Annotated in this window: 21 protein-coding genes and 1 pseudogene; 12 read left to right on the forward strand and 10 right to left on the reverse strand. The window is 62.9% G+C overall.

The features are described 5' to 3' along the window. Positions 1–18: 18 nt before the first annotated feature. From NWI01_RS06390 to NWI01_RS06410, 5 genes and pseudogenes are all read right to left on the reverse strand, one after another. A pseudogene (locus NWI01_RS06390) lies at positions 19–204 on the reverse strand (transposase); the annotation flags it as partial. 103 nt (positions 205–307) lie between these two features. Next, a complete protein-coding gene (locus NWI01_RS06395; RefSeq protein WP_141383081.1) occupies positions 308–1,075 on the reverse strand; it encodes a hypothetical protein in 768 nt (255 codons plus the stop codon). Between the two features lie 122 nt (positions 1,076–1,197). Further along, the gene (locus NWI01_RS06400) at positions 1,198–2,307 is read right to left on the reverse strand and encodes a nucleotidyl transferase AbiEii/AbiGii toxin family protein (protein WP_244613662.1); all 1,110 of its coding nucleotides are present in this window, start codon (positions 2,305–2,307) and stop codon (positions 1,198–1,200) included. After that, complete coding sequence (locus NWI01_RS06405; RefSeq protein WP_244613663.1) at positions 2,304–3,149, reverse strand: DUF6088 family protein; 846 nt, start codon at positions 3,147–3,149, stop codon at positions 2,304–2,306. Before NWI01_RS06405 ends, NWI01_RS06400 begins: the two co-directional genes overlap by 4 nt. Before the next feature lie 99 nt (positions 3,150–3,248). Further along, entirely contained in the window at positions 3,249–4,439 is a 1,191-nt protein-coding gene (locus NWI01_RS06410; protein WP_181410394.1) for an RHE_PE00001 family protein, read from the reverse strand. 547 nt (positions 4,440–4,986) lie between these two features. Here NWI01_RS06410 and NWI01_RS06420 point away from each other — a divergent pair. The 9 genes from NWI01_RS06420 to NWI01_RS06465 all read left to right on the forward strand — a co-directional run bounded on the left by NWI01_RS06420 (position 4,987) and on the right by NWI01_RS06465 (position 12,450). After that, positions 4,987–5,265: a type II toxin-antitoxin system Phd/YefM family antitoxin gene (locus NWI01_RS06420; protein ID WP_141383083.1), complete on the forward strand. Its 279-nt coding sequence runs from the start codon at positions 4,987–4,989 to the stop codon at positions 5,263–5,265. Next, positions 5,262–5,681, forward strand: coding sequence for a type II toxin-antitoxin system VapC family toxin (locus NWI01_RS06425; RefSeq protein ID WP_141383085.1), 420 nt, complete (start codon positions 5,262–5,264; stop codon positions 5,679–5,681). The genes NWI01_RS06420 and NWI01_RS06425 overlap by 4 nt, the downstream gene beginning before the upstream one ends. A gap of 81 nt (positions 5,682–5,762) precedes the next feature. After that, positions 5,763–5,996 carry a DUF433 domain-containing protein gene (locus tag NWI01_RS06430; RefSeq protein WP_141383087.1) on the forward strand — a complete coding sequence of 78 codons (234 nt, stop codon included), beginning with the start codon at positions 5,763–5,765 and terminating at the stop codon, positions 5,994–5,996. Next, positions 5,996–6,364, forward strand: a complete 369-nt coding sequence (locus NWI01_RS06435; protein ID WP_141383089.1) for a DUF5615 family PIN-like protein — start codon at positions 5,996–5,998, stop codon at positions 6,362–6,364. Before NWI01_RS06430 ends, NWI01_RS06435 begins: the two co-directional genes overlap by 1 nt. Beyond that, positions 6,364–7,539, forward strand: a complete 1,176-nt coding sequence (locus NWI01_RS06440; protein ID WP_141383091.1) for a site-specific integrase — start codon at positions 6,364–6,366, stop codon at positions 7,537–7,539. The genes NWI01_RS06435 and NWI01_RS06440 overlap by 1 nt, the downstream gene beginning before the upstream one ends. A gap of 237 nt (positions 7,540–7,776) precedes the next feature. Beyond that, on the forward strand, positions 7,777–9,000 hold the full coding sequence (gene repA, locus NWI01_RS06445; RefSeq protein ID WP_141383093.1) for a plasmid partitioning protein RepA: 1,224 nt from the start codon (positions 7,777–7,779) through the stop codon (positions 8,998–9,000). Beyond that, a complete protein-coding gene (repB, locus tag NWI01_RS06450; protein WP_244613664.1) occupies positions 8,985–10,007 on the forward strand; it encodes a plasmid partitioning protein RepB in 1,023 nt (340 codons plus the stop codon). Before repA ends, repB begins: the two co-directional genes overlap by 16 nt. A gap of 261 nt (positions 10,008–10,268) precedes the next feature. Further along, positions 10,269–11,501, forward strand: a complete 1,233-nt coding sequence (gene repC / locus NWI01_RS06455) for a plasmid replication protein RepC (protein WP_141383094.1) — start codon at positions 10,269–10,271, stop codon at positions 11,499–11,501. A gap of 616 nt (positions 11,502–12,117) precedes the next feature. Then, complete coding sequence (locus NWI01_RS06465; protein ID WP_141383095.1) at positions 12,118–12,450, forward strand: single-stranded DNA-binding protein; 333 nt, start codon at positions 12,118–12,120, stop codon at positions 12,448–12,450. A 74-nt stretch (positions 12,451–12,524) separates the two neighbouring features. On the opposite strand, the gene NWI01_RS06470 is transcribed toward NWI01_RS06465, so the two are convergent. After that, positions 12,525–12,896, reverse strand: coding sequence for a transcriptional regulator (locus NWI01_RS06470; RefSeq protein WP_024584973.1), 372 nt, complete (start codon positions 12,894–12,896; stop codon positions 12,525–12,527). Between the two features lie 109 nt (positions 12,897–13,005). Then, the gene (locus NWI01_RS06475; protein WP_141383096.1) at positions 13,006–13,317 is read right to left on the reverse strand and encodes a helix-turn-helix domain-containing protein; all 312 of its coding nucleotides are present in this window, start codon (positions 13,315–13,317) and stop codon (positions 13,006–13,008) included. A 316-nt stretch (positions 13,318–13,633) separates the two neighbouring features. Between NWI01_RS06475 and repC (NWI01_RS06480) the strand changes: the two genes are divergently transcribed. Beyond that, positions 13,634–14,869, forward strand: coding sequence for a plasmid replication protein RepC (gene repC / locus NWI01_RS06480; protein WP_141383173.1), 1,236 nt, complete (start codon positions 13,634–13,636; stop codon positions 14,867–14,869). A 71-nt stretch (positions 14,870–14,940) separates the two neighbouring features. Here the strand turns inward: repC (NWI01_RS06480) and NWI01_RS06485 are convergent, their stop codons facing one another. From NWI01_RS06485 to NWI01_RS18815, 3 genes are all read right to left on the reverse strand, one after another. After that, a complete protein-coding gene (locus NWI01_RS06485; protein WP_141383097.1) occupies positions 14,941–15,354 on the reverse strand; it encodes a hypothetical protein in 414 nt (137 codons plus the stop codon). Continuing rightward, positions 15,351–16,049, reverse strand: coding sequence for a ParA family protein (locus NWI01_RS06490; protein ID WP_141383098.1), 699 nt, complete (start codon positions 16,047–16,049; stop codon positions 15,351–15,353). The genes NWI01_RS06485 and NWI01_RS06490 overlap by 4 nt, the downstream gene beginning before the upstream one ends. Positions 16,050–16,238: 189 nt before the next feature. Then, positions 16,239–16,385, reverse strand: a complete 147-nt coding sequence (locus NWI01_RS18815; protein ID WP_181410395.1) for a hypothetical protein — start codon at positions 16,383–16,385, stop codon at positions 16,239–16,241. 185 nt (positions 16,386–16,570) lie between these two features. Between NWI01_RS18815 and NWI01_RS06495 the strand changes: the two genes are divergently transcribed. Further along, complete coding sequence (locus NWI01_RS06495; RefSeq protein ID WP_141383099.1) at positions 16,571–16,999, forward strand: hypothetical protein; 429 nt, start codon at positions 16,571–16,573, stop codon at positions 16,997–16,999. Further along, positions 16,996–19,311, forward strand: coding sequence for a relaxase/mobilization nuclease domain-containing protein (locus NWI01_RS06500; RefSeq protein ID WP_141383100.1), 2,316 nt, complete (start codon positions 16,996–16,998; stop codon positions 19,309–19,311). The genes NWI01_RS06495 and NWI01_RS06500 overlap by 4 nt, the downstream gene beginning before the upstream one ends. Positions 19,312–19,321: the final 10 nt, after the last annotated feature.

The raw sequence follows: 19,321 nt of genomic DNA on the forward strand, positions 1-19,321 counted from the left end.
ACCCAAAATCCCGCATAGCTCGCAGCCGGTCGATAGCACATAGAAGATTGCGTTCAACACCTCGCGTACATCGACCGAACGGTGGCGTCCGCCTCGTCGCGCCGGCGGGATCATCGGAGCAACAAGCACCCACTCCGCATCACTCAAATCACTGGGATAGCGAAAGAGCAGGTGCGCGCGATCCGCGACCTTGCGATTGATCACTCGGTTGAGACTATCGCCGAACGTATCGGTGCGCGGAATAAGGAGCAGGTTCAGCGAGTCATCGACGGCGAGACATACTCGCGCGTGATTTGAGAACTGCGGACTATGGCTGGGCCTTGCGGTCGACCTGGATCGCCTTTCCAAACCAGTCAGGCACCTCCGCTACTTGAGCACTGACGACATTTTCGGGCAGTTCCTGCCAGAACGCTACAATCGCCTCCGAAAACGCCTGAAATTGCTCGTCGGTCACTTTGAGATGTGTGTGATCCAGAAAATTCATTCTTGACGATTGCCCCGACGAATCGCGAAATGGATCGTCAAGGTACTGAGGATAGTTCTGCTTCAACTCATCAAACGATTTTCCCGCGCCATGTTTGTAAACGTTGACCACTAATCGACACGCATCGAGCGTGGAGAAGTAATCGGTGCTGCGGAGTTTCCAGCCCAAGCTCTCCAAGAGGTCGGCAATTTTGATAAAGTCCGCCGACCAGACCCTCGAAAATGCTGTCTCTCCACGATGCCAGTGTTGCATTTCGCGCACTAGCCAATCTCGCAGCTGTTTATCCCACTCGTGGAACATCCCGGCGATGACGCTGCGGTGGGTTTGGTCACGCATGTCGCTTAGGAGTTGGTAGAACTCAATACCGGCATCGTGGGCCGCCTCGTAGAATTCTCCGGGATCGTGTCGGTCAGGGTCGAACCGGTCGCTACTTTGCTCCAGCCAGTCTTCTGCTGCCTTGTCAGCTTCCGCTTCCAAATTGTCGAACTGTGAGAGAAGGCGCTTGCGCGCCTGATCCACGTAGAAAGCGTGACGTTTGATAAGTGACTGCCGGAAGGGGCCCCACATCTGAAACAATACGTAGTCGCTCATGCCGGGCCTCTCTCATCGCGTTCACTACCCTTTTTGGACGGGATAACGAAGAGCTAGCCGCGGCTGCGCTGTTTGAGCTGCATCATAACGTTCGCCTCGTCCCCACCGTCCGTGTCTGCTTTTTACTTCGTTGGTGGTGACTTGTTTTTGTGCTTCCGCGTCGGCCCGCCTTCGTTCGCGATATCCTTGTTTAGCTGCGTCTCAAGCGAGTTGATGCTCTTGAGCACTGCCTCGAAACTTGGAGGGTAGCCGAAGATCATGCCTTGCATGGCCCTGTAGTCGGTGCGCAACAGCTCGATCATCTCGTCATGAGGCGCGAGCGCGAAGGAGCCGGGTGCGGCGGTTGCGAGGTCGTAATCCGGTCGATTGAAAAACATCCTGGCGTGCGCAACGCAGTCCGCGCCGAGCGCGGCGTCGTCAATGGCGGCGGTACCCACGGACGCTGCGGTGAGCCGGTGCAGGTCATAGTAGTGACGGGACACTCGCTGTCCCCCGCCGCGCAGTTCGCTGCGCTGGTCGAACCAGCGCCGCAGGCCATGGAGGATGACGACCTTGTCCCAGAAGGTGCGTTCGGGATCGACGGTCCGGACAGCCGGCACTGTCAGGTCAAGCGCCGGCAAGTCATCGTCGACATAAGCTTTGATTGGCACCTCGCTGTTCGGGTCCAGCGCGGACTTCGCACCCGACTCAATTTTGATCGCCGCCCGGACATAGTCCGACCGAGGTGTGGCGGCAGGATACCAGATCAATAGGGTCTGTTCGTCGGAATCGGCGTCGTCCGCTTCCACCCGAGCGTCGCCGGCGCTGAGGCCGGCGGTCTGTAGCCGCTTCTGTAAAATCGCCGTCAGTTCAGCCCGCAGAGGGCCGTTGATGTAGGCTTGGCTGGCTTCCTTTATGGCGTCGAGGCGCGCCCGGCGTTTGTTGCGGCTCAAGGCGTTGAGCTCCTCGATGGTCGCCGGTTCGCCGATGTCGTCGCGAAACACCGTGACGTCGATGTCTTCGGAGAAGCGGTTGATCAAGCCGAACCCCTTGGACAATGAAGTACCGCCCTTGAAAAGGAGCCGGGGTCCACCTTCACTCAGGCCGTTGAACAGAGCATCCAGCGTCCAGCAAACCCAGAAGTCCTTCTCGATGTTCTGGGATGCCGTGCCGAGGCGCTGCGCCGTCGTGTCGAAGGCGCTCAGCATCGCGGCAGGTCCAGCTGCGAGAACTTCATCGAATGCCGGGTTCATGCCTTTGCCGCCTTGTTCGTCGTGCGTTTGGTGGTCCGAGGTTTCAGTGGCGAGTGCGGTTTCGGGTTTGACTGCGCTCTGATGGTCTTGTGGTGACCATCATCAGCTACCTTGTGGCGTCGCTGGCGATCTTGGTCGGCGGCAGCACGGCCATCGTCAGGATGTTGACTACGACCGTCAGGACCGGTCCCGATCAACGGCTTGAGGAAGACCAGCATCCATGTCGGAAGCGCCGTCATGCCCGCGGCGAGATCGGCCCTGAGCGGCGGTCCCATGGCCGGATCTTCGAAGAGCTTCGCGAGCTTCCGTTGGATCTGCTCGCTTTCGCCATCGCGAACCAGGACATCGCGTAGCCAATGAAGCGCCTGGACGAGGCGCATTGCGGGCCGCCCGGCCCAAAACAGCTTGCTGGCGGCGGTCGGACGAAAGGCAATCGTCACGTTGCCGAGCTTGATTGCACGGCGACGGGCATCGGTGTGGACAATGATTTTGGCGGGAACGGCGTCGGTGAGACCCAGATCGTTTGCGGCGGTCATACCGTCGACAAGCATCCGCGTTTGGTCTCGTCGCCCGACGGCATCGATGACGGAGCGCGGATCGGGCGGATTTAGCTTCTGGGTGAGTTTGTTGAATCCGGGCTGGTCGTAAAGGCCGCGATCGATCCGTCTGAGGGCTTCGGCCTTCGTCAGCCGCTGCAGCGTCTTGTCGACGGCATCCCGCGATGCCAGATCGACGAAATCACTGGGCGTCCAAACCTTGCGCGGCGCATCCGCACGGATGCGGCCGAGCATGGCTGTTTTCAGATCGGGCGAGTCGCTCTGCATGTCCGAAAATTGTAGCACTTTTTCGGACGGACCGCGAGTCGCTGTCCGAAATTCTTATACAAATTTCGGACAGTCTCACGCCCTACCCTACCCCCTCTATCCCCCGCTATCAGTCTTTCAAAGGATTCCCCAGGCCCGGTATCGCCCTCGTCCCGTCGCCTCGCGCAGCCCGAGCTCGCCGACCAGGTCCTGCGCGGCGCGCGGCGTGATCTTCAGCTCCTTCGCGATCATGCCGGCCGAGACGATCGGGCGGGTGAGCACATAGTCGAGCAGCGCCGGCAGCCGGGAGGTCGAGCGGCGGCCGTCGAGCTTGCGGGCCAGCAGCGTGCGGGCGGTCAGCCAGCGATCATGATCCTTGAGCCCGCCCTCGGCGGCTGCCGCCATCGCCTCGAGCTGGACGACGAGGCGGCTGGCCGCGTCACGCGGCCGTCGCCGCTCGCGCGGAATGGCTTTGAGACCGTCATGGAGACAGGCCAGATGCCAGCGTGTCTTGCTGCGCTGGCGCAACACGCTGGCTGCGAGCAGCCGGCCGATCCAAGGGGTGTGCTGCAGCGGTTCGAGCGCGGTCCAGGCGTCGGCGGCGATCGCCGCCGCCAGCGCCGGCGGCAGGTTGCGGGTCCGATCGACAACGTCGCACCAAGCATCGAGGCGCTCGTCTTCGTCCCAATCGAGGTCGTAGACCAGCGGGTCGCGCTCGGGAGATCGCTTCGCTTGACTGGCGATCTCGCCGGCGATGGTGCGGTCCGCCTGGGCGATCGCGGCGTCGACCGCGGCGAACACATCGGCCATCCGGTCGTCGACGGGGGTCTCGCGCATCGGCTCGGCGGCATCCGCCTCGCCGTCTTCGCCGATGCCAAGCCGATCGTCCCCCTCATCCCGGTCGCCCTGCCCTGTCCGGCCGCGCAGCCCCGCGAGGCCAGCCGCCGACAGCGCCCAGTCGGGCTTGGCGTCGGCAATTCGCCGGCGCGTGCGCAGCACGGCATGGGCGCGGGTGAGCTCAAAGGTCGGGGCGCGGACATCCATGCCGGCGTCGTGGAGGACGAGATCTTCGAGATGGACGAGTTCGCCCTCGAGCCACAGGCCGGCGCAGGCGTCGGTAAAGTGGGTCCGCGCGGCCCAGCCGTCGCGGATCGGGCTGTTGGCCAGCCGCTCGTCGAGCCGGGCAACGGCATCTTCGGCGGCCGCAAGCGGCCCGGCGATGGATGCCCAAGGCAATGGGTCAGGGAGTTGGTAGCTGGAATGCAAGGTCTTGATAACCTTAACGGGAATCGGTCTAACGGAAGCTAACACAGGCTTGGCTTCCGTCATAGCGATGCCTTTTGGCGCACCCTTCTCACTATCGATAACTTGCCCTTATCGATAGGGTTGGACACCGACTCGCAAATCAGCGAGTCTGGCAGCCCGCAGCCCGGCAAAATCACCCCCGCCCGGGCCTCCGATCGTTGAGAGGACGCAGCGCGTGCCCAGCCCCTCCCCTCTTCCGAATCTTCCGAACGCCTTCCTTCGGCCGCCGTCGGGGTCGCGATCACCCTCGGGCACCGTAGAGTTCGGGCATTGAGGTGCTCGGAGCCAGGCGCCATTTCGCTGGCCTCGATTGCGGCGATCTCGTCATCGGTCAGATTCGCGGCGCGAACGACCCGGCGATCGCGTGCGACCGCCTGGTTCCGCTCCGCCGAATCGGCCTTATCACCCGCCGCCGGCGACGTGATGTTCCTTTACGTGGCTGCCATGGACGCCTTTCTTTCCGTTCCCTCTGGATCATAGCGGAACGTCGCCCTCGCCGCGCGGCCCCTGTTGAAAATCGTCGGATCGCCACCTATAGTCACGATGGTCATTATAGTCACAGGAGCAGAGCGTGACAGCATCCCGAAAGATCTCGGCGAACGAATCAGACCATTGGACCGTGGCCGGCGCCAAGGCGCGGCTGTCCGAGGTGATTGAGCGCGCCCAGACCGACCCGCAAATCATCACCCGCCACGGCAAGCCCAGCGTCGTCATGGTCTCGGCCGAGGAATGGGCCCGCAAGACTGTCCGCAAAGGCTCGCTGGCCGCGTTCCTGATGGCCTCGCCACTGCGGGACGCCGAGCTTGACCTCGAGCGGCTCCGCGATCAGCCGCGCGACTTCGATCTATGAAGGTGCTGCTCGACACCAACGTGCTGTCGGAGGTTCGCCGGCCGGCGCCCGAGCCCAAGGTGCTTGCCTGGCTTGATGCGATCGACGAGGACCGGGCCTTCATCAGCGTGGCGTCGATCGCCGAGCTCAAGCGCGGCATCTCCCTGATGGATGCCGGCCGGCGTCGTGAGGCGCTGGCCGCCTGGCTCGCCGAGGATCTGTCGGCGCGCTTCGCCGGGCGGATCCTCCCGATCGATTCGGGAATCGCCGAACGCTGGGGCGATCTGATGGCGCAAGCCCGCCAGAGCGGCATTGCGCTCTCGGTCATGGACGGGTTTTTCGCGGCCACGGCCCTTGCCCACGAGCTCGTGCTCGTGACCCGCAACACCAAGGATTTCGCGCCGCTGGCTGTGCCACTGTTCAATCCATGGGACTGAGGCACCCGACCCCCTGTCCGCGTCTCGGATATCGCGGAACGGCGAAAAAATATATGCTAGACTGTTAATCGAGGTGACCCAATGACCGATTTTGCCCGCATCAGCCAAGACCCCGCCGTGATGGGCGGCAAGCCCTGTATTCGTGGCCAGCGTGTCACCGTCGGCATGATTGTCGGCCAAATTGGCGGCGGCCGTAGCATCGAAGCGCTGCTTGCCGACTATCCCTACCTTGAGCGCGAGGACGTGCTGGAAGCCCTCCGCTATGCGGCCTGGCGCGCCGAAGAGCGGGAGGTCGATCTTCAGCGCGCGTCCTGATGCGGTTCCTGATCGACATGAACCTGTCGCCAAACTGGGTTTCTTTTCTGCAGGAAGCCGGGCTTGAGGCGACACATTGGTCGAGCGTCGGCGCGGCCAACGCGCCCGATCGCGCGCTCATGCAATGGGCCGCCGCCCATGACCATGTCGTCCTGACCAATGATCTCGATTTCTCGACAATCCTGGCGGCCACGGGCCGCCGAAAGCCGAGCGTCATTCAGATTCGCGCTGACCTCCTGACGCCGACGGCGATCGGCAGCGCCCTCCTCCGCGCTATCGCACAGACAGAGCGCGAGCTCGCTGAGGGTGCATTGGTGTCGATCGATCCGCAGCGTGCGCGTGTGCGCATTCTTCCCCTCGGTTCGTGATGGACGACCTCCTCACCGATCGCCACCCCCACTTTGACTCCGCGACTCGTCGCGCGCTGCAACTCGACACGCTATCGGCGATCCTGCCGATGGAGCGGCGCGACCGGTTGGCCGAACTGCTGACCGACGATGACGTCGCGACGCTGAAGCATCTGGCGCGCGAGGGCATGGGCGAGAACACGCTGCGGGCGCTCGCTTCCGATCTGGCTTACCTCGAGGGTTGGGCGAAAGCCGCGACCGGCGCGCCACTGCCGTGGCCGGCGCCGGAAAGCCTGGCCCTGAAATACGTCGCGCATCACCTCTGGGATCCAGCCGAGCGCGAAACCGATCCGCTGCACGGCATGCCGGCCGAAGTTGCGACGGAGCTACGGGAGGCCTTGTTGCTTCGCACTGAGGGACCGCACGCTCCATCGACAGTCAAGCGCCGGCTGGCCAACTGGGGCACGCTGCACCGCTGGAAAGGGCAGGAGGGTCCATTCCACGCACCCAGTCTTCGCGCGGCATTACGGCTCGCGGTCCGGGCCAGCACCAGGCCGCGCCAGCGCAAGAGCAAGCGGGCGGTGACTCGAGACGTGCTGGACCGGCTGCTTGCGACCTGCCGCTCCGACCGGCTCGTCGACACCCGGGATCTCGCAATCCTGCTGCTGGCCTTCGCCTCCGGCGGACGTCGGCGCAGTGAGGTGGCGCGGCTCCGAGTCGAGCAGATCAGCGACGAGCCCGCGGTGCCGCTCGATCCCCAGGACCCAAAGTCACCAACTTTGCCATGCCTGGCGATCCAGCTCGGCCGGACCAAGACCGGTATCGCGGATGAGGCGAGCAGGGTGCTTCTGGTCGGGCCGCCGGTCGAGGCGCTACGCGAATGGCTTGAGCGCGCCGACATCTCCAAGGGGCCGGTCTTCCGCGCCATCGACCGCTGGGAGGCCATCGAGGAACGGGCGCTGACCCCGCAGTCGATCAACCTGATCGTCAAGCGGCGCTGCGCGATGGCGGGGCTCGAGCCGCAGGAGTTTTCCGCGCACGGGCTGAGGTCGGGATATTTGACCGAGGCAGCGCGGCAAGGCGTGGCGTTGCCTGAGGCCATGCAACAGTCACAACACAAGTCGGTGCAACAAGCTGCAAGCTACTATAACGAGGCAGAGCGCGCGCAGGGCAGGGCAGCTAAGCTCGGCCTTTAGTTAGGCACTCGCCGATCCGCCCCGCGAAGTTGATCGATGTCAACTCCAGCGACCTTTGGAAAGTTGACACCGGTCAACTCTCGGACGAGGCCATTGATGATTCGGCTGAGAAGCGCGGGCGAGACGCGTTAACACCTCGTTAACCCTTAATTTCTTGCCGAGTGACTCCGAATCGGACTTACTAGCCACGCTTTGCAACCGTAAGTGCGAAACAATGCGTAACTGGGCGAGTGGGCCGTGGATAAAACACTAGATCAGACCACCCTGCAGCAGGAGTCCGGTCGACTTGCGATCCACGAGCTTATCGCGGCGGACGCACGAGAGCTATCTGCAAAACTGCAGGCTCACCGACTCAAGCTGTTTCCCCCAAAAGCTAGGAAGAAGCTTCGGCCATTCTCCTCAGGAGAGGCAGCCAAGCTCATCGGCGTCAACGACGGCTACCTCCGACAGCTCTCGCTCGAGGGCAAAGGCCCACAGCCAGAAACGAGCTCATCCGGACGGCGGTCCTATACATTCGACGATATTCAGGCGCTCCGGACCTACTTGGATGAGACCGGCAAAAGTACGCGCCGTTACCGTCCTTGGCGCGCCGAGGGCGAACACCTGCAAGTTGTCGCCGTCGTCAACTTCAAGGGAGGCTCAGGAAAGACAACGACGGCGGCGCACCTAGCGCAACATCTGACCCTTCAGGGATACCGCGTACTGGCAGTCGACCTCGATCCCCAGGCATCGCTTTCGGCGTTGCATGGGTATCAACCGGAGTTCGACATCGAAGAGAACGGGACGCTCTACGGCGCCATTCGCTATGACGACGCCCGCCGCGATCTGTGCGACATAATTCGTCCCACATACTTTTCGGGGCTCGACATCATCCCGGGCAACATCGAGCTCATGGAATTCGAGCATGAAACCCCAAAAGCCCTAGCGTCTCGGCAGACGGGTGATCCGCTTTTCTTTTCGCGTGTCGCGCGCGCTCTTGCTACGGTTGAAGACAAGTACGATGTCGTGGTGATCGACTGCCCGCCACAGCTCGGATTCCTAACACTGTCGGCGCTCTGCGCCGCGACAGCGCTTTTGATCCCGGTGCACCCGCAAATGCTCGACGTGATGTCGATGTGTCAATTCCTCATCATGACGTCGGACCTGATGGCCGTCGTGGCCAAAGCTGGGGGGAACACGAACTACGATTGGATGCGATACCTGGTGACGCGTTACGAACCCAGTGACGGTCCGCAGACGCAAATGGTTAGCTTCATGCGCTCGCTCTTTTCTGACAGGGTTTTGACCAATATGGTGTTGAAGAGCACCGCCATCTCCGATGCGGGCATCACCAAACAGACGCTGTATGAGGTGGAACGCCAGCAATTTACGCGCGCCACCTACGATCGCGCGATCGAGTCACTCGATAGCGTAAACGGCGAAATCGAGAAGCTCATTGAAGAAGCATGGCGGAGGGATTGATGGGACGAAAAAACCTCCTTGCTGACCTTATCGAAGACAGCCGCGCCGAGCCGGACGTTCGAGTGACCGTCGCCACAGAAAAAGAACCCACACCAACCCTCGGGACACGGGGCGCTGTCGGGGCCATGAGCCGTTCGCTTGAACATCTCTCTGCCGAGCGCGACGCCGCGAAGGCTTTATCGGAACAACTGGCAAGCGGCGAAGCCGTCTTGGAGATCGACTCTGGTCTCATCGATGATTCGATCGTCCCGGATCGCATGACAGGTACGGACGCTGGCTTTGCAGCGCTTACTGAGTCGATCAAAGCGAGCGGCCAGCTGGTCCCAGCACTACTTAGACCGCACCCGTCGCAGTCTGGCCGCTATCAGATCGCATATGGCCATCGTCGTGTCCGAGCACTGAGGGAGCTAGGTCGCTCGGTCCGCGCGGTCGTCCGTTCTCTCTCCGATGACGAGCTTGTCATCGCTCAAGGAAAAGAAAATGGCGAGCGAGAGGACCTCTCCTTCATTGAGCGCGCGCGGTATGCCACGTTGCTTGAGGATCGCAACTTCAAGCGCGACACCATCATGGCTGCATTGTCCGTCGACAAGACAGAGCTATCGCGCCTGATATCGGTCTTTCGTGCGATCCCTGCAGAGGTGAGTGACGCGATTGGCGCCGCACCGAAAGTGGGTCGCCGGCGATGGACGGAGCTTGTCGATCGACTCGGCAGCGCGAAGCGAAGCAAAGCCCTAGAGACGGTGCTCTCGAGCCCGCGGTTTCTCGCGGCGCCGTCGGACGAACGGTTTGCTATAATCCTGTCCGCGGTGACAGTGCGCGACACCAAACCTTCTAAGTCGACGACCTGGACTGCAAGCGACGGCAAGAAGGTCGCAAAGATTGAGAGAAATGCAGACCGGTTCGTTCTTGCACTAGACGAGAGAGCCGCCCCGCTATTCGGCGACTTTGTCTTAGACAAACTGCCTGAGCTCTACGATGACTTCAGGCAATCCAAGGGGGAGACATGATTTCTTCCCATGATCGAATTGCAGCTGCCACCCCGCGGGCTTCGCCCCCTGGTAGCGCTGTAATGCGTAAACCGCGTTTCCGACAACTACGAAAGGAATCATAAGGCAAAGAAAAGGCCCCCGAAACGTCACCGTCCCGGAAGCCCTCTCATCTCTTTGGCGATTGATAGAGAATCACTTCCGCGAATCGTAGTCAAGTGTCTCGTGCGAGACGGCGTCGTTTTGACGAGCCGACTTCCTTTGCCCTGAAGAGGCAAAGACATGCAATCACACCCTCCAACGACGCCCTTTGGGCGGCGACCGTTGACGCTTGCCCATGTGGCAAGCCAAATGCTGGCCACCGCGCGGCCACCCGAGAAGATCGTGCACAAATGGAAAATCTTCCACGCCATCTGCACGGCGCGGCCCCGCTTGGGAGTCTCCGAACGCTCGCTATCGGTATTGAATGCGCTTCTCACCTTCCATCCTGAGACCGCGCTCACCGGCGAAGACGATCTGATAGTCTTTCCGTCGAACCACCAACTGTCGCTGCGGGCGCATGGGATGCCGGCATCGACGCTCCGGCGCCATCTCGCTGCACTCGTCGATGCCGGCCTGGTGGTTCGGCGGGATAGTCCGAACGGCAAGCGCTATGCCCGCAAGGGCAGCGCCGGCGAGATCGAGTTCGCCTTCGGCTTCGATATCTCCCCCCTGGTTGTGCGATCCGAAGAGTTCGAGAGCCTGGCGGCCGACATCGAGGCAGAAGCGCGGGCGCTGAAGCTCGTCCGTGAGCGGATCACCCTTTGCCGGCGCGACATTGCCAAGATGATCGCCACCGGCATCGATGAAGGTGTCCCGACACGTCAGGGAGGGCAGGGGCCGGCCGATTGGCAGGAAGTCCATGCCGCCTTCCGCTCGATCGTCGACCAGATTCCACGCACAGCGACGAGGCAAGAACTCGAGCCGATCGCCGAAGAGCTGTCACAGCTTGCGGACGACGTGCTCAATCTTCTGGAAACACACATCAAAACCAAGAATCCGAGCGCCAATGAGTCCCATTCTGAGCGCCACATACAGAATTCAAATACAGATCCCCTTATTGATCTTGAACCTAGCCTTCGCAAAGGCAGGGCGGCGAGCGCTGAGCCGAAACCTCAAACACCGAGGGTGGCGGAAGGGACCTATCCGTTGGGAATGGTGCTGAGCGCTTGCCCCGATATCGTCGATTACGCCAAGGGCGGGATTGGGAACTGGCGGGATTTCCTTGCCACCGCCGCGGTGGTTCGATCGATGCTCGGGATCAGCCCCAGCGCCTGGGAAGAGGCGCAAACGGTTCTGGGCGAAACGCCGGCTGCGATCGTCGTCGCATGCATTCTGCAACGCGGTGCCGCGATCAGGTCTGCCGGTGGTTATCTGCGCGGTTTGACGCGAAAAGCCGAGGCCGGAGAATTCTCGCTCGGCCCGATTTTGATGTCTCAGATCAATTCGCGCCTCCATGAAAAGCGACGGGCGTGACGTGATGGCAACCTCACGTCCACGTCCTCGCTTTGCTCGGCGTTCTCAAGCTTGGGCCGCGGACGCACCTGGCTGCGAACGGATCATTGCGCAACCCGAGAGTCGCGGAAACTCAAACTGTGCGGCCGTTCGGCGCTGCTGGGTCTCCCCGCCGTGGGTCGCACACGTCCTGGAAATCGCTAAGTCGATCGTACCCGTCAGTGCAGGTCGACGCTTCCGAAATGTCATCCACCGGGTGGGTGCGCAAAATGCCGCGATGATCACATGGCCGCCCTTTTGTCTCTCTCCGACCGGAGATCCGGTTGTGTGCGGCGATCGCACGCCTTTCTCCCGTCCGGGTTGTCGCTCCCGGTTGCATGGCTGGATACCTATGGCCGTCGACGACACGTCGGCCCCTGGAGCCAAGAATTTTCCCCTGCCGGTTTCCCCCGCACGCGGGGACCCCGACCGGCATTCCTCGCGCATGCGCCTGCGGCGCCAAATTCGTGGCTCCCGCCGGGGCGCAGCGCTGCGCTTGCCCTCCGCGCGCCTCTGGCGGCTCCGGCTCTGTTTCGTCTTTCCGGCCATACGGAAAAGCCATCGCAACGGGGCACAGCCCACAAGATGGAGAAAGACAATGCGCAATATCGCCGAATTCACCCTCGTCGGTCGGGTCGGAACCATCAAGCAGGTCGGCAAGACCGTTCGCGTCAGCATCTGCGCCAACTACCCCTTCAAGGACGACAAAGGCCAATGGAAGGACGACGCGCACTGGAACGAAGCCACGATCTTCACCAACGCGATCCAATCCTACGTGAGCGAGCACGTCAGCAAGGGCGACCTGGTCCACGTGCGCGGACGGCTCCGGCAGAACAGCTTCGAGCGCGACGGCCAGCGGGTCTACACCGTCGATCTCATCGCTCTGGAGCTCGGCCGATTGGCGCAAGCCAGCGAACGCGCCGCGGCATAGCGATACCGGGGAGGCTTCGGCCTCCCTAACGCTCACGGTTCAAGTCTCAGCGCCGCACTCGAATCTCCGGAGCGCTATGAAGGAAGTTTTCGCGATCGGGTCTGCCGCGCGAGACCGCGGTCGGCCCGATTTTTCTTGCCGATCGCCGAGACCAGCTCGTCGTAGTCGACGCCGCTTTTCTTGAGAGCGCGGCGCGCATCCGCGGCCTCGAAACCTAAGAGCTCGAGCACGCTCATGTTCAGGCTCGAGGCAATCCGCTCCATCGTCCTCAGTGTTGGATTCCCGATGCCGCGCACGATCGTGTAGTAGGTGCCGCGCGCCAGTCCTGTCTTCGGCAGGAAAGCTTCCATGCCGCCGTTTTCGATCTCGAGCTGTTGCAGTCGGATCGCCAGCATCTCATTCAGGATCGAATGATCGACGGGCAGCGGCTTGCGAACAGGCGGCATCGGTGACTGGCTTTCGGGTCCATAGCGAAAAACTGCAGGACCATACACCAAGCTCGAGGTCCAGTATATTGGACGTTAGAAACTTCAACAGGCAAGTCCTTGAAACGACTCACCTTGCCGCGCGGCTATCCCTGATGTCCGGGCGGCGCGCGCCGGTCGGACTAGGCAACTGGAGAAGCAATCTCAGCGGGTCGACGCCGGCACGCTCGGCTATGCGCTCGATATAATCGAGGCTCGGGTTGGCGGCCGACGTCATTAAGTGGAAATAGCTCGATCGCGGAATGCCAAGCTGCTCGGCGAATTCCCGCCGGGTGAGGCCCGATTCGAGCCGCAGCCCCTCCAATCCTGCCTGGAACGCGCGCCGTAAGATGCTGCCTTGTGCCGGGTGAGCTGCCTTTCGGCGGCAATTCTTTTCGCTCATCGCTGATTCCCGCACTTCCCAACGCTGATCGGCTCGTCCACCCGACAGCCAAGCTTACACGTTAGACTGTCAGTCAACATTCAATATAATAGACGAATTCGATTCAACCCAGGAGAAGTGCGTTCGGACAAAGAAAAACCCGGCATAGCCGGGTCTCTCGTGAGGATGAACTGGCTGGCGACGCCAATCGCCGACAATGCCCCTATCGCATGAAGGCATTTTAGCCCGCGCCATCCGACAGTTCAAGGGACTCGCGTTTTTACGCCACGGTCTTTGTTTGCCCCGCGCTCTCAATAACGAGAGGACGCGAATGGAGATGCTTGACCAAAATCCGATTACGCCTTTTGGACAGCGACCGCTATCGCTTAACTCCCTCAGGGCGCAGCGCGACGTCAGGGAATGCCCCAAGGGCAAGCCGGTGCACAAATGGCAGGTGTTCCGAAACATCTGCGAAGCGCGGGCATCGCTGCCCGTGTCTGAGCGGGCGCTCGCCGTCCTCAATGCACTGCTCTCTTTCCACCCCGACACGGTGTTGACCGCCGGCGCCGCCGACCTGGTCGTGTTCCCCTCAAATCGTCTTCTCGCCCTGCGCGCCCACGGGATGGCGGTCTCCACCTTGCGCCGCCATCTCGCGGCGCTTGTCGATCACGGACTCGTTCTCCGACGCGATAGTCCGAACGGCAAACGCTACGCGCGAAAGACGAGCTCGGGCGATATCGAACAGGCGTTTGGCTTCGATCTCGGACCGATCGTGGCCCGGGCCGAGGAATTCGCTGCTGCGGCCGAAGCCGCCATCGCCAAGCGCCAGGCGCTTGGCATTCTTCGCGAACGGATGACCTTGGCGCGGCGTGACATCGCTAAGATGATTGCAACTGGTGTGGAGCAGGGTGTCGCCGCCGATTGGGCCTCCTATCATCGGACGTTCCGAGAGATCCTGACCCGGCTCCCTCGCGTCCCGACATGCAAGGTCCTTCAACCCATCGTCGTCGAACTGGCGAGCCTGGCAAAAGCGATCGTCAAAGCTCTTGAACAACATCTTGATCCGATCGAGCCCGGTCCGCTAATTCCGCCGGCCGATCAGATTAATTCATTCCCGGAGAAGCCCAACCCACCCGAACCTGACCCGGCACCGGGCGCCCACGAGATGGCCGACTCTGACGGCTCCCGAACCGCCAACGCAATCCCCATTCGCATGGTGGTCGAACTCTGTCCCGACATCGTCGACTATGCGCGCGGCGGCATCCGCACCCCACAGGATCTAATTGCGACCGCATCAACCGTGCGTCCCATGCTCGGCATCAGTCCGAGCGCCTGGGAGGAAGCCCGCATCGCAATGGGCGATGGACAAGCCAGTGTGGTGCTCTCGGCCATCCTGCAACGCGGCAACGCCATCAAGAGCCCAGGAGGCTATCTCAGAATCCTGGCCCGCCGGGCCGCGGACGGGAAATTCTCAGTCTGGCCGATGCTCATGGCGCTTCGGCGGCAAGGGCGGGCTGCCGGTGACCGAGACCCACCCTCATCTTCCTTCCCGGATGACTTTTCGCAGAGGTGATCCTGCTTACTCGCACCCATCATTCGGTCGTCGCGTCGCCACGAATATGAGGCCTCGGCGGGACGTTTCCGTCAAAGTTCGCGCGGAGGCGGCAGGCGGCCGATCCGTTTGAGGTGGTCATAGACAATGCGGTCGATGATCCGAAGCGGATGTGTTCGCTCCTCGGCGGCCATTTGACGGACCACAAGGTCGATCGCATCGGGGAAGCGCAACGCGTAAGGTCGAGACGAGGATCGCTCACCGTAGGCATCGAATGGATTTCGATCGCGGACTTTCTGAGGGCGCGGCAGCTTGCGTGCCGCCGCACTTTCCGCCGACGCGGAGTGTACCACTGGCGCAACGACTTGATCTTCATACGCCGGCGTCACGACGACCGGCTTGGCCGCGAAAGCATCGGGCGCCGACGTGTTGACCCGATGGGCGCGGAACGCGTCGCGGGGCAGGGAAGGGCGATCGGGTTTCTGTCCTGAGGCGGGATCCGTCATGCGGCGTCACCCTGGTCGGCACCTTGGCTTGCAGCGAGCAATTCGCGGACGACCTGATCGGCGTTGTAACGGGCCTTGCGGACCGATTCGTCCTTGTCGCTCATCTGGTACAACGTGCCGTGTCCGCTTGTCATGGTGCGATATGTGACGCGCCGGTAAAGGGCATTGGCGCAGACGGGGACTTTTTCTGCATCGAAATAGGCGACGACCTCCTTGAGGGGGCGGGTGTTTCTGTCGAGGCTGTCATATTCGTTGAAAAGAACGCGATGCTGGCTCATCGGCAGCGTTGAACTGGCCGCATGCTGTTCGAGATTGCGGATGGTGCGCACGACCTGCGAGGCATCGAAGGTGTGCACCTTGCAAGGAAAGACGACGAGGTCGGCGCGCAGCGCCGACTGAATCAAGACATCACCATAATAGCCGGGGGTGTCGATGACGACGACGTCATAGCCATCCAGCCGACCGATCGCCTGGGCGAGGACAGTCTCATCGGGCGCGCGCACCAGGTCCACGCCCTGCGGGCTCAAGCCACGCGCGACCGACGACGCATGCCATTGGTAAGAGGACCCTTGGGGATCGGCATCGATGATAGCGGCCGAGTAACCGTGCTTGGCGAACTCGCCGGCGAGGATGATCGCTACCGTCGTCTTGCCGCTTCCGCCTTTCGGGTTCGCCACGGCGAAGATGCTCGGCACTTGGTTCTCCCTCCGGCATTTCGCTCCATTAACGGAATAACAACATACAACATAATGAACGCGCAGCAATCATGCATTGTCTTTTTCCGGTAGGTCAGGATTGTCGTTTTGCCGCAATGCCCTCCTGCGCCAGTCCGTCATGTCGCGAATGCGGTGATGCCTCATTGTGGCGATGTCGGGAATCGGTTGTTACGGCATTCGCGGTTTGCGGCATTGGTGCGTTACCGTGCTACGGTATTTCGTTGATGCCGCCATCACGACATGGCCGAATTGCGGTATTTCTGCAATCGCGTGCAGCGCCTCCAGGCGCTGCACGCCGTAGGGTTGGAGAGTCATACTGACAGCTCTTCGGACGCAGGCGCCCTTCATGCGCTGGGTATCTAACATTCAGTGTATTAGATATTGGTTGACAAGATACCGGTTTGTGGGCCAAACTGGAGGACGGCTGCTGGACGCAGCGGGAGAGCGCTGACCCGCGATGGCGGCAGAGCCGCGCGCGAACGGGAGGGAAGGGAGCGCCGATGGCACGCTCCGCCACAGCACCGCGACGCAAGCCTAGGCTACGAACGGAGTTGTCGGACGCCGACGAGGCGCGGCTGCAGGCGGCCGTGGTGCTGTTCGGCGTGCCGAAGGCCGAGGTCGTGCGGCGCCTGATCCGCGCGTCGGTGCAGGCCGGCCCGGCTCTGTCGGCCGACAACACCCGCACCGTCATCGAGCTCGCCCAGCAGGTCCGCATGGTCGGTCGCAACCTCTCGCAGGTCCTGCGCGCCATCCACCGCGGCCAGGCGGTGCGCATCGAGGACACCGAGCCAGTGTGGCGCGGACTGCACGAAGTGGTCGCCGCCATCAATGACGAGCTGACCGAGATAACCGTTGCCTACGGCTCGAAGCTGCGGCGCCAGGCTGGGCTTTCTCTGCCGGCTGAAGTCACAACAGAGGACGCCGGATGAACAGGGCGGCGCAGATCGCCTGGTGGGTGGCGCAGGTCGAGGCCGCCCGGACAGTCGTCGGCACGGCCGCCCAGTCGCGGCGGCAGCCGCGAGGCTTCGTCGGCCTTGACGAGGAGCCTCGACGTCGCGTGCCGCGCGTCGCGCCGCGTCCCAAATCGCCGCCGTCGGACCGGGTCATCCGCGGCCAGACGATTACCGGCGGCCGCGACGAGGAGCGCTCGCGATCATTGCCGGCGTCGTCCGCCGGGGGCGGCGGCGGTGGAGCGGCTGCCGGCCGTCCCTCCGCGCAGTCGCCAATCTCCGGCGGTTTTGGCGCGGGAGGGCAGGTTGCGGTCGGCCGCGCCCGGCAGCTCGCCTCCGGCTACCAGCCGGCCGTCATCAAGGTTCTGTCCTACGCCCACGGTACCGTCCGGGCCACCAAGACAGGGCAGTACGTGCAGCGCGAGGACGTGCCGCTCGAGACTTACGACGGGCGGATGCTGACGGACCGCGAGGCGGTCGCCGACGAGATTAAGGCCTGGTCGGTCAACTTCTCGAAGCGGGCGGAGAGCCGGGACGTCAGCGCCGTCCGCCTGTTGCTGCGCGGCGTGAAGGATGGCGAAGAGGGACGCGACGCCTACGAGAAGGCGATCGCAGCCGGCTTCGCGGGGCACCGCTACGCCTACCGGATCGACGCGACGTCGTCAGGCGAGCTCGAGGCGCGTCTGGTCGTCGCGTTGGCGGGGCCGCCGAAGGAGCGGTTTCGGGTTCGCGAGGAGCGGGTGGGGGACCAGGAGAACGGCTTCACCCGCAAGCGCTTCGACATGGCGTCGGAAGGGAAGATCAAGGACCGCATCCACGCGGCGACTGGCGTCGACACACAGACGATCGGCGTGTCGCCCGGAATGACTAACCACGGACGCAGCGGCGTCACCTACCGCCTCAACAAACTCATCGCGCAAGGCGCGGCCGTCGACGACAAGGGCAAGGCCGTCGCCAACGTCGCCGACACGCGGATCGCGGCGCGCAAGTGGGCCCCTTCGCTGCGGTCGCAGTCGGTGCGCGACACGATGCACCTGATGCTGTCGGCGAAGGCGGGCACCGACGTCGAGGCGCTACGGCGCGCCGCGCGCAGCTTCCTGCACGACCGCTTCGGCGACCACAAGTTCATGTTCGGCATCCACGTCGACAAGGAGGCGGCCGGCCACATCCACGTCCACGCGGTTATCGCCGCGAAGAGCGAATCCGGTCAGAAATTGCACCCGGGCCCGGAGACGTTTCGCGAGTGGCGCGCGGCCTACGCGCAGCACGCCCAGGCGGAGGGGCTTCGCATCGTCGCGACGGCGGCGCGGGAGCGGGCGTCCTCGCAAAGCTACGGCCCGAAGGACAAGGCTATCGTCGACGCCGCCGACCGGCCCCGTCCATCGCGAGAGGCGCGGGATCGGGCTTACGCCGCCGATCCCGCTAATCGAAACTTGATCAACAATGCGCGGCAACGCATCGCAACCGCCCTTTCCAACCCGATACGCTTGCCCATGTCGCCGCCAGACCGCAGAGCCGTGAGCGAGAGCGTGCTGGCTTGGCGCACCGTGGCGGCCGAGCAGCCCGCGAACCCGCAAGCGAAAGACATGCTGGAGCGGCTGCTGGTGGCTCAGGCGGTCGGCGGCATCCTGCAGGCGATCGGGAAGCGCGTCGAGCACCTAACCAAAAAGGACGCCGCAATGGCGATCACATCGGAGCAGATGGCGAAGGACCTTCGGACCATGACCGATGCGGTGTCGCGGACAAGCGACCTGCTCGACGGCCAGACGAAGCAGCAGTTCCGCGAGACGTCCGCGCGATACCTGGAAACGCTCGCGAACAGGATCGACCTGCAGCGGGCCCAGGAGCGCGGCGTCCAGCAGCTCAGCCGACGCGAGATGGAGGCGATCGTCGGGGAAAACGCGGACAGGCTCGTCGCCCGCGCTCAGGACGTCAGCGCGCAGGAGCGGCGCGAAGTCCCCGCAGCCGAGCGTTTCGCTGACCGCGCGCGCGATGCGAATCGGCGACAGGAAGCGAACGCCGCCATGGATCCGACTTCGCAGCGGGAGCTCCGCGCCGAAAGGGCGATCGTCGCCGGTTCGCAGCAGTCGGCCGCCAGGGACGTCCGCGAGGCCGCGGCGGCCGCGGACGCGGCGCGCATGATCGCCGGGCACCCGGAGCAGACAATTCCCGATGCCCTGGTCCAGACGGACGCTCTTGCAAAGCTGCGATCGGAGCAAGAACGGATCGTACAGGAGCTGGAGGCTGCGAAAGGCGACACCCAGTCGATCAAAGGCCAGCGGCAACGGTGACCGGAGTTCG

The sequence above is a fragment of the Nitrobacter winogradskyi genome (assembly GCF_006539545.1).
In the GTDB taxonomy this organism is placed as follows: Bacteria; Pseudomonadota; Alphaproteobacteria; order Rhizobiales; family Xanthobacteraceae; genus Nitrobacter; species Nitrobacter winogradskyi_A.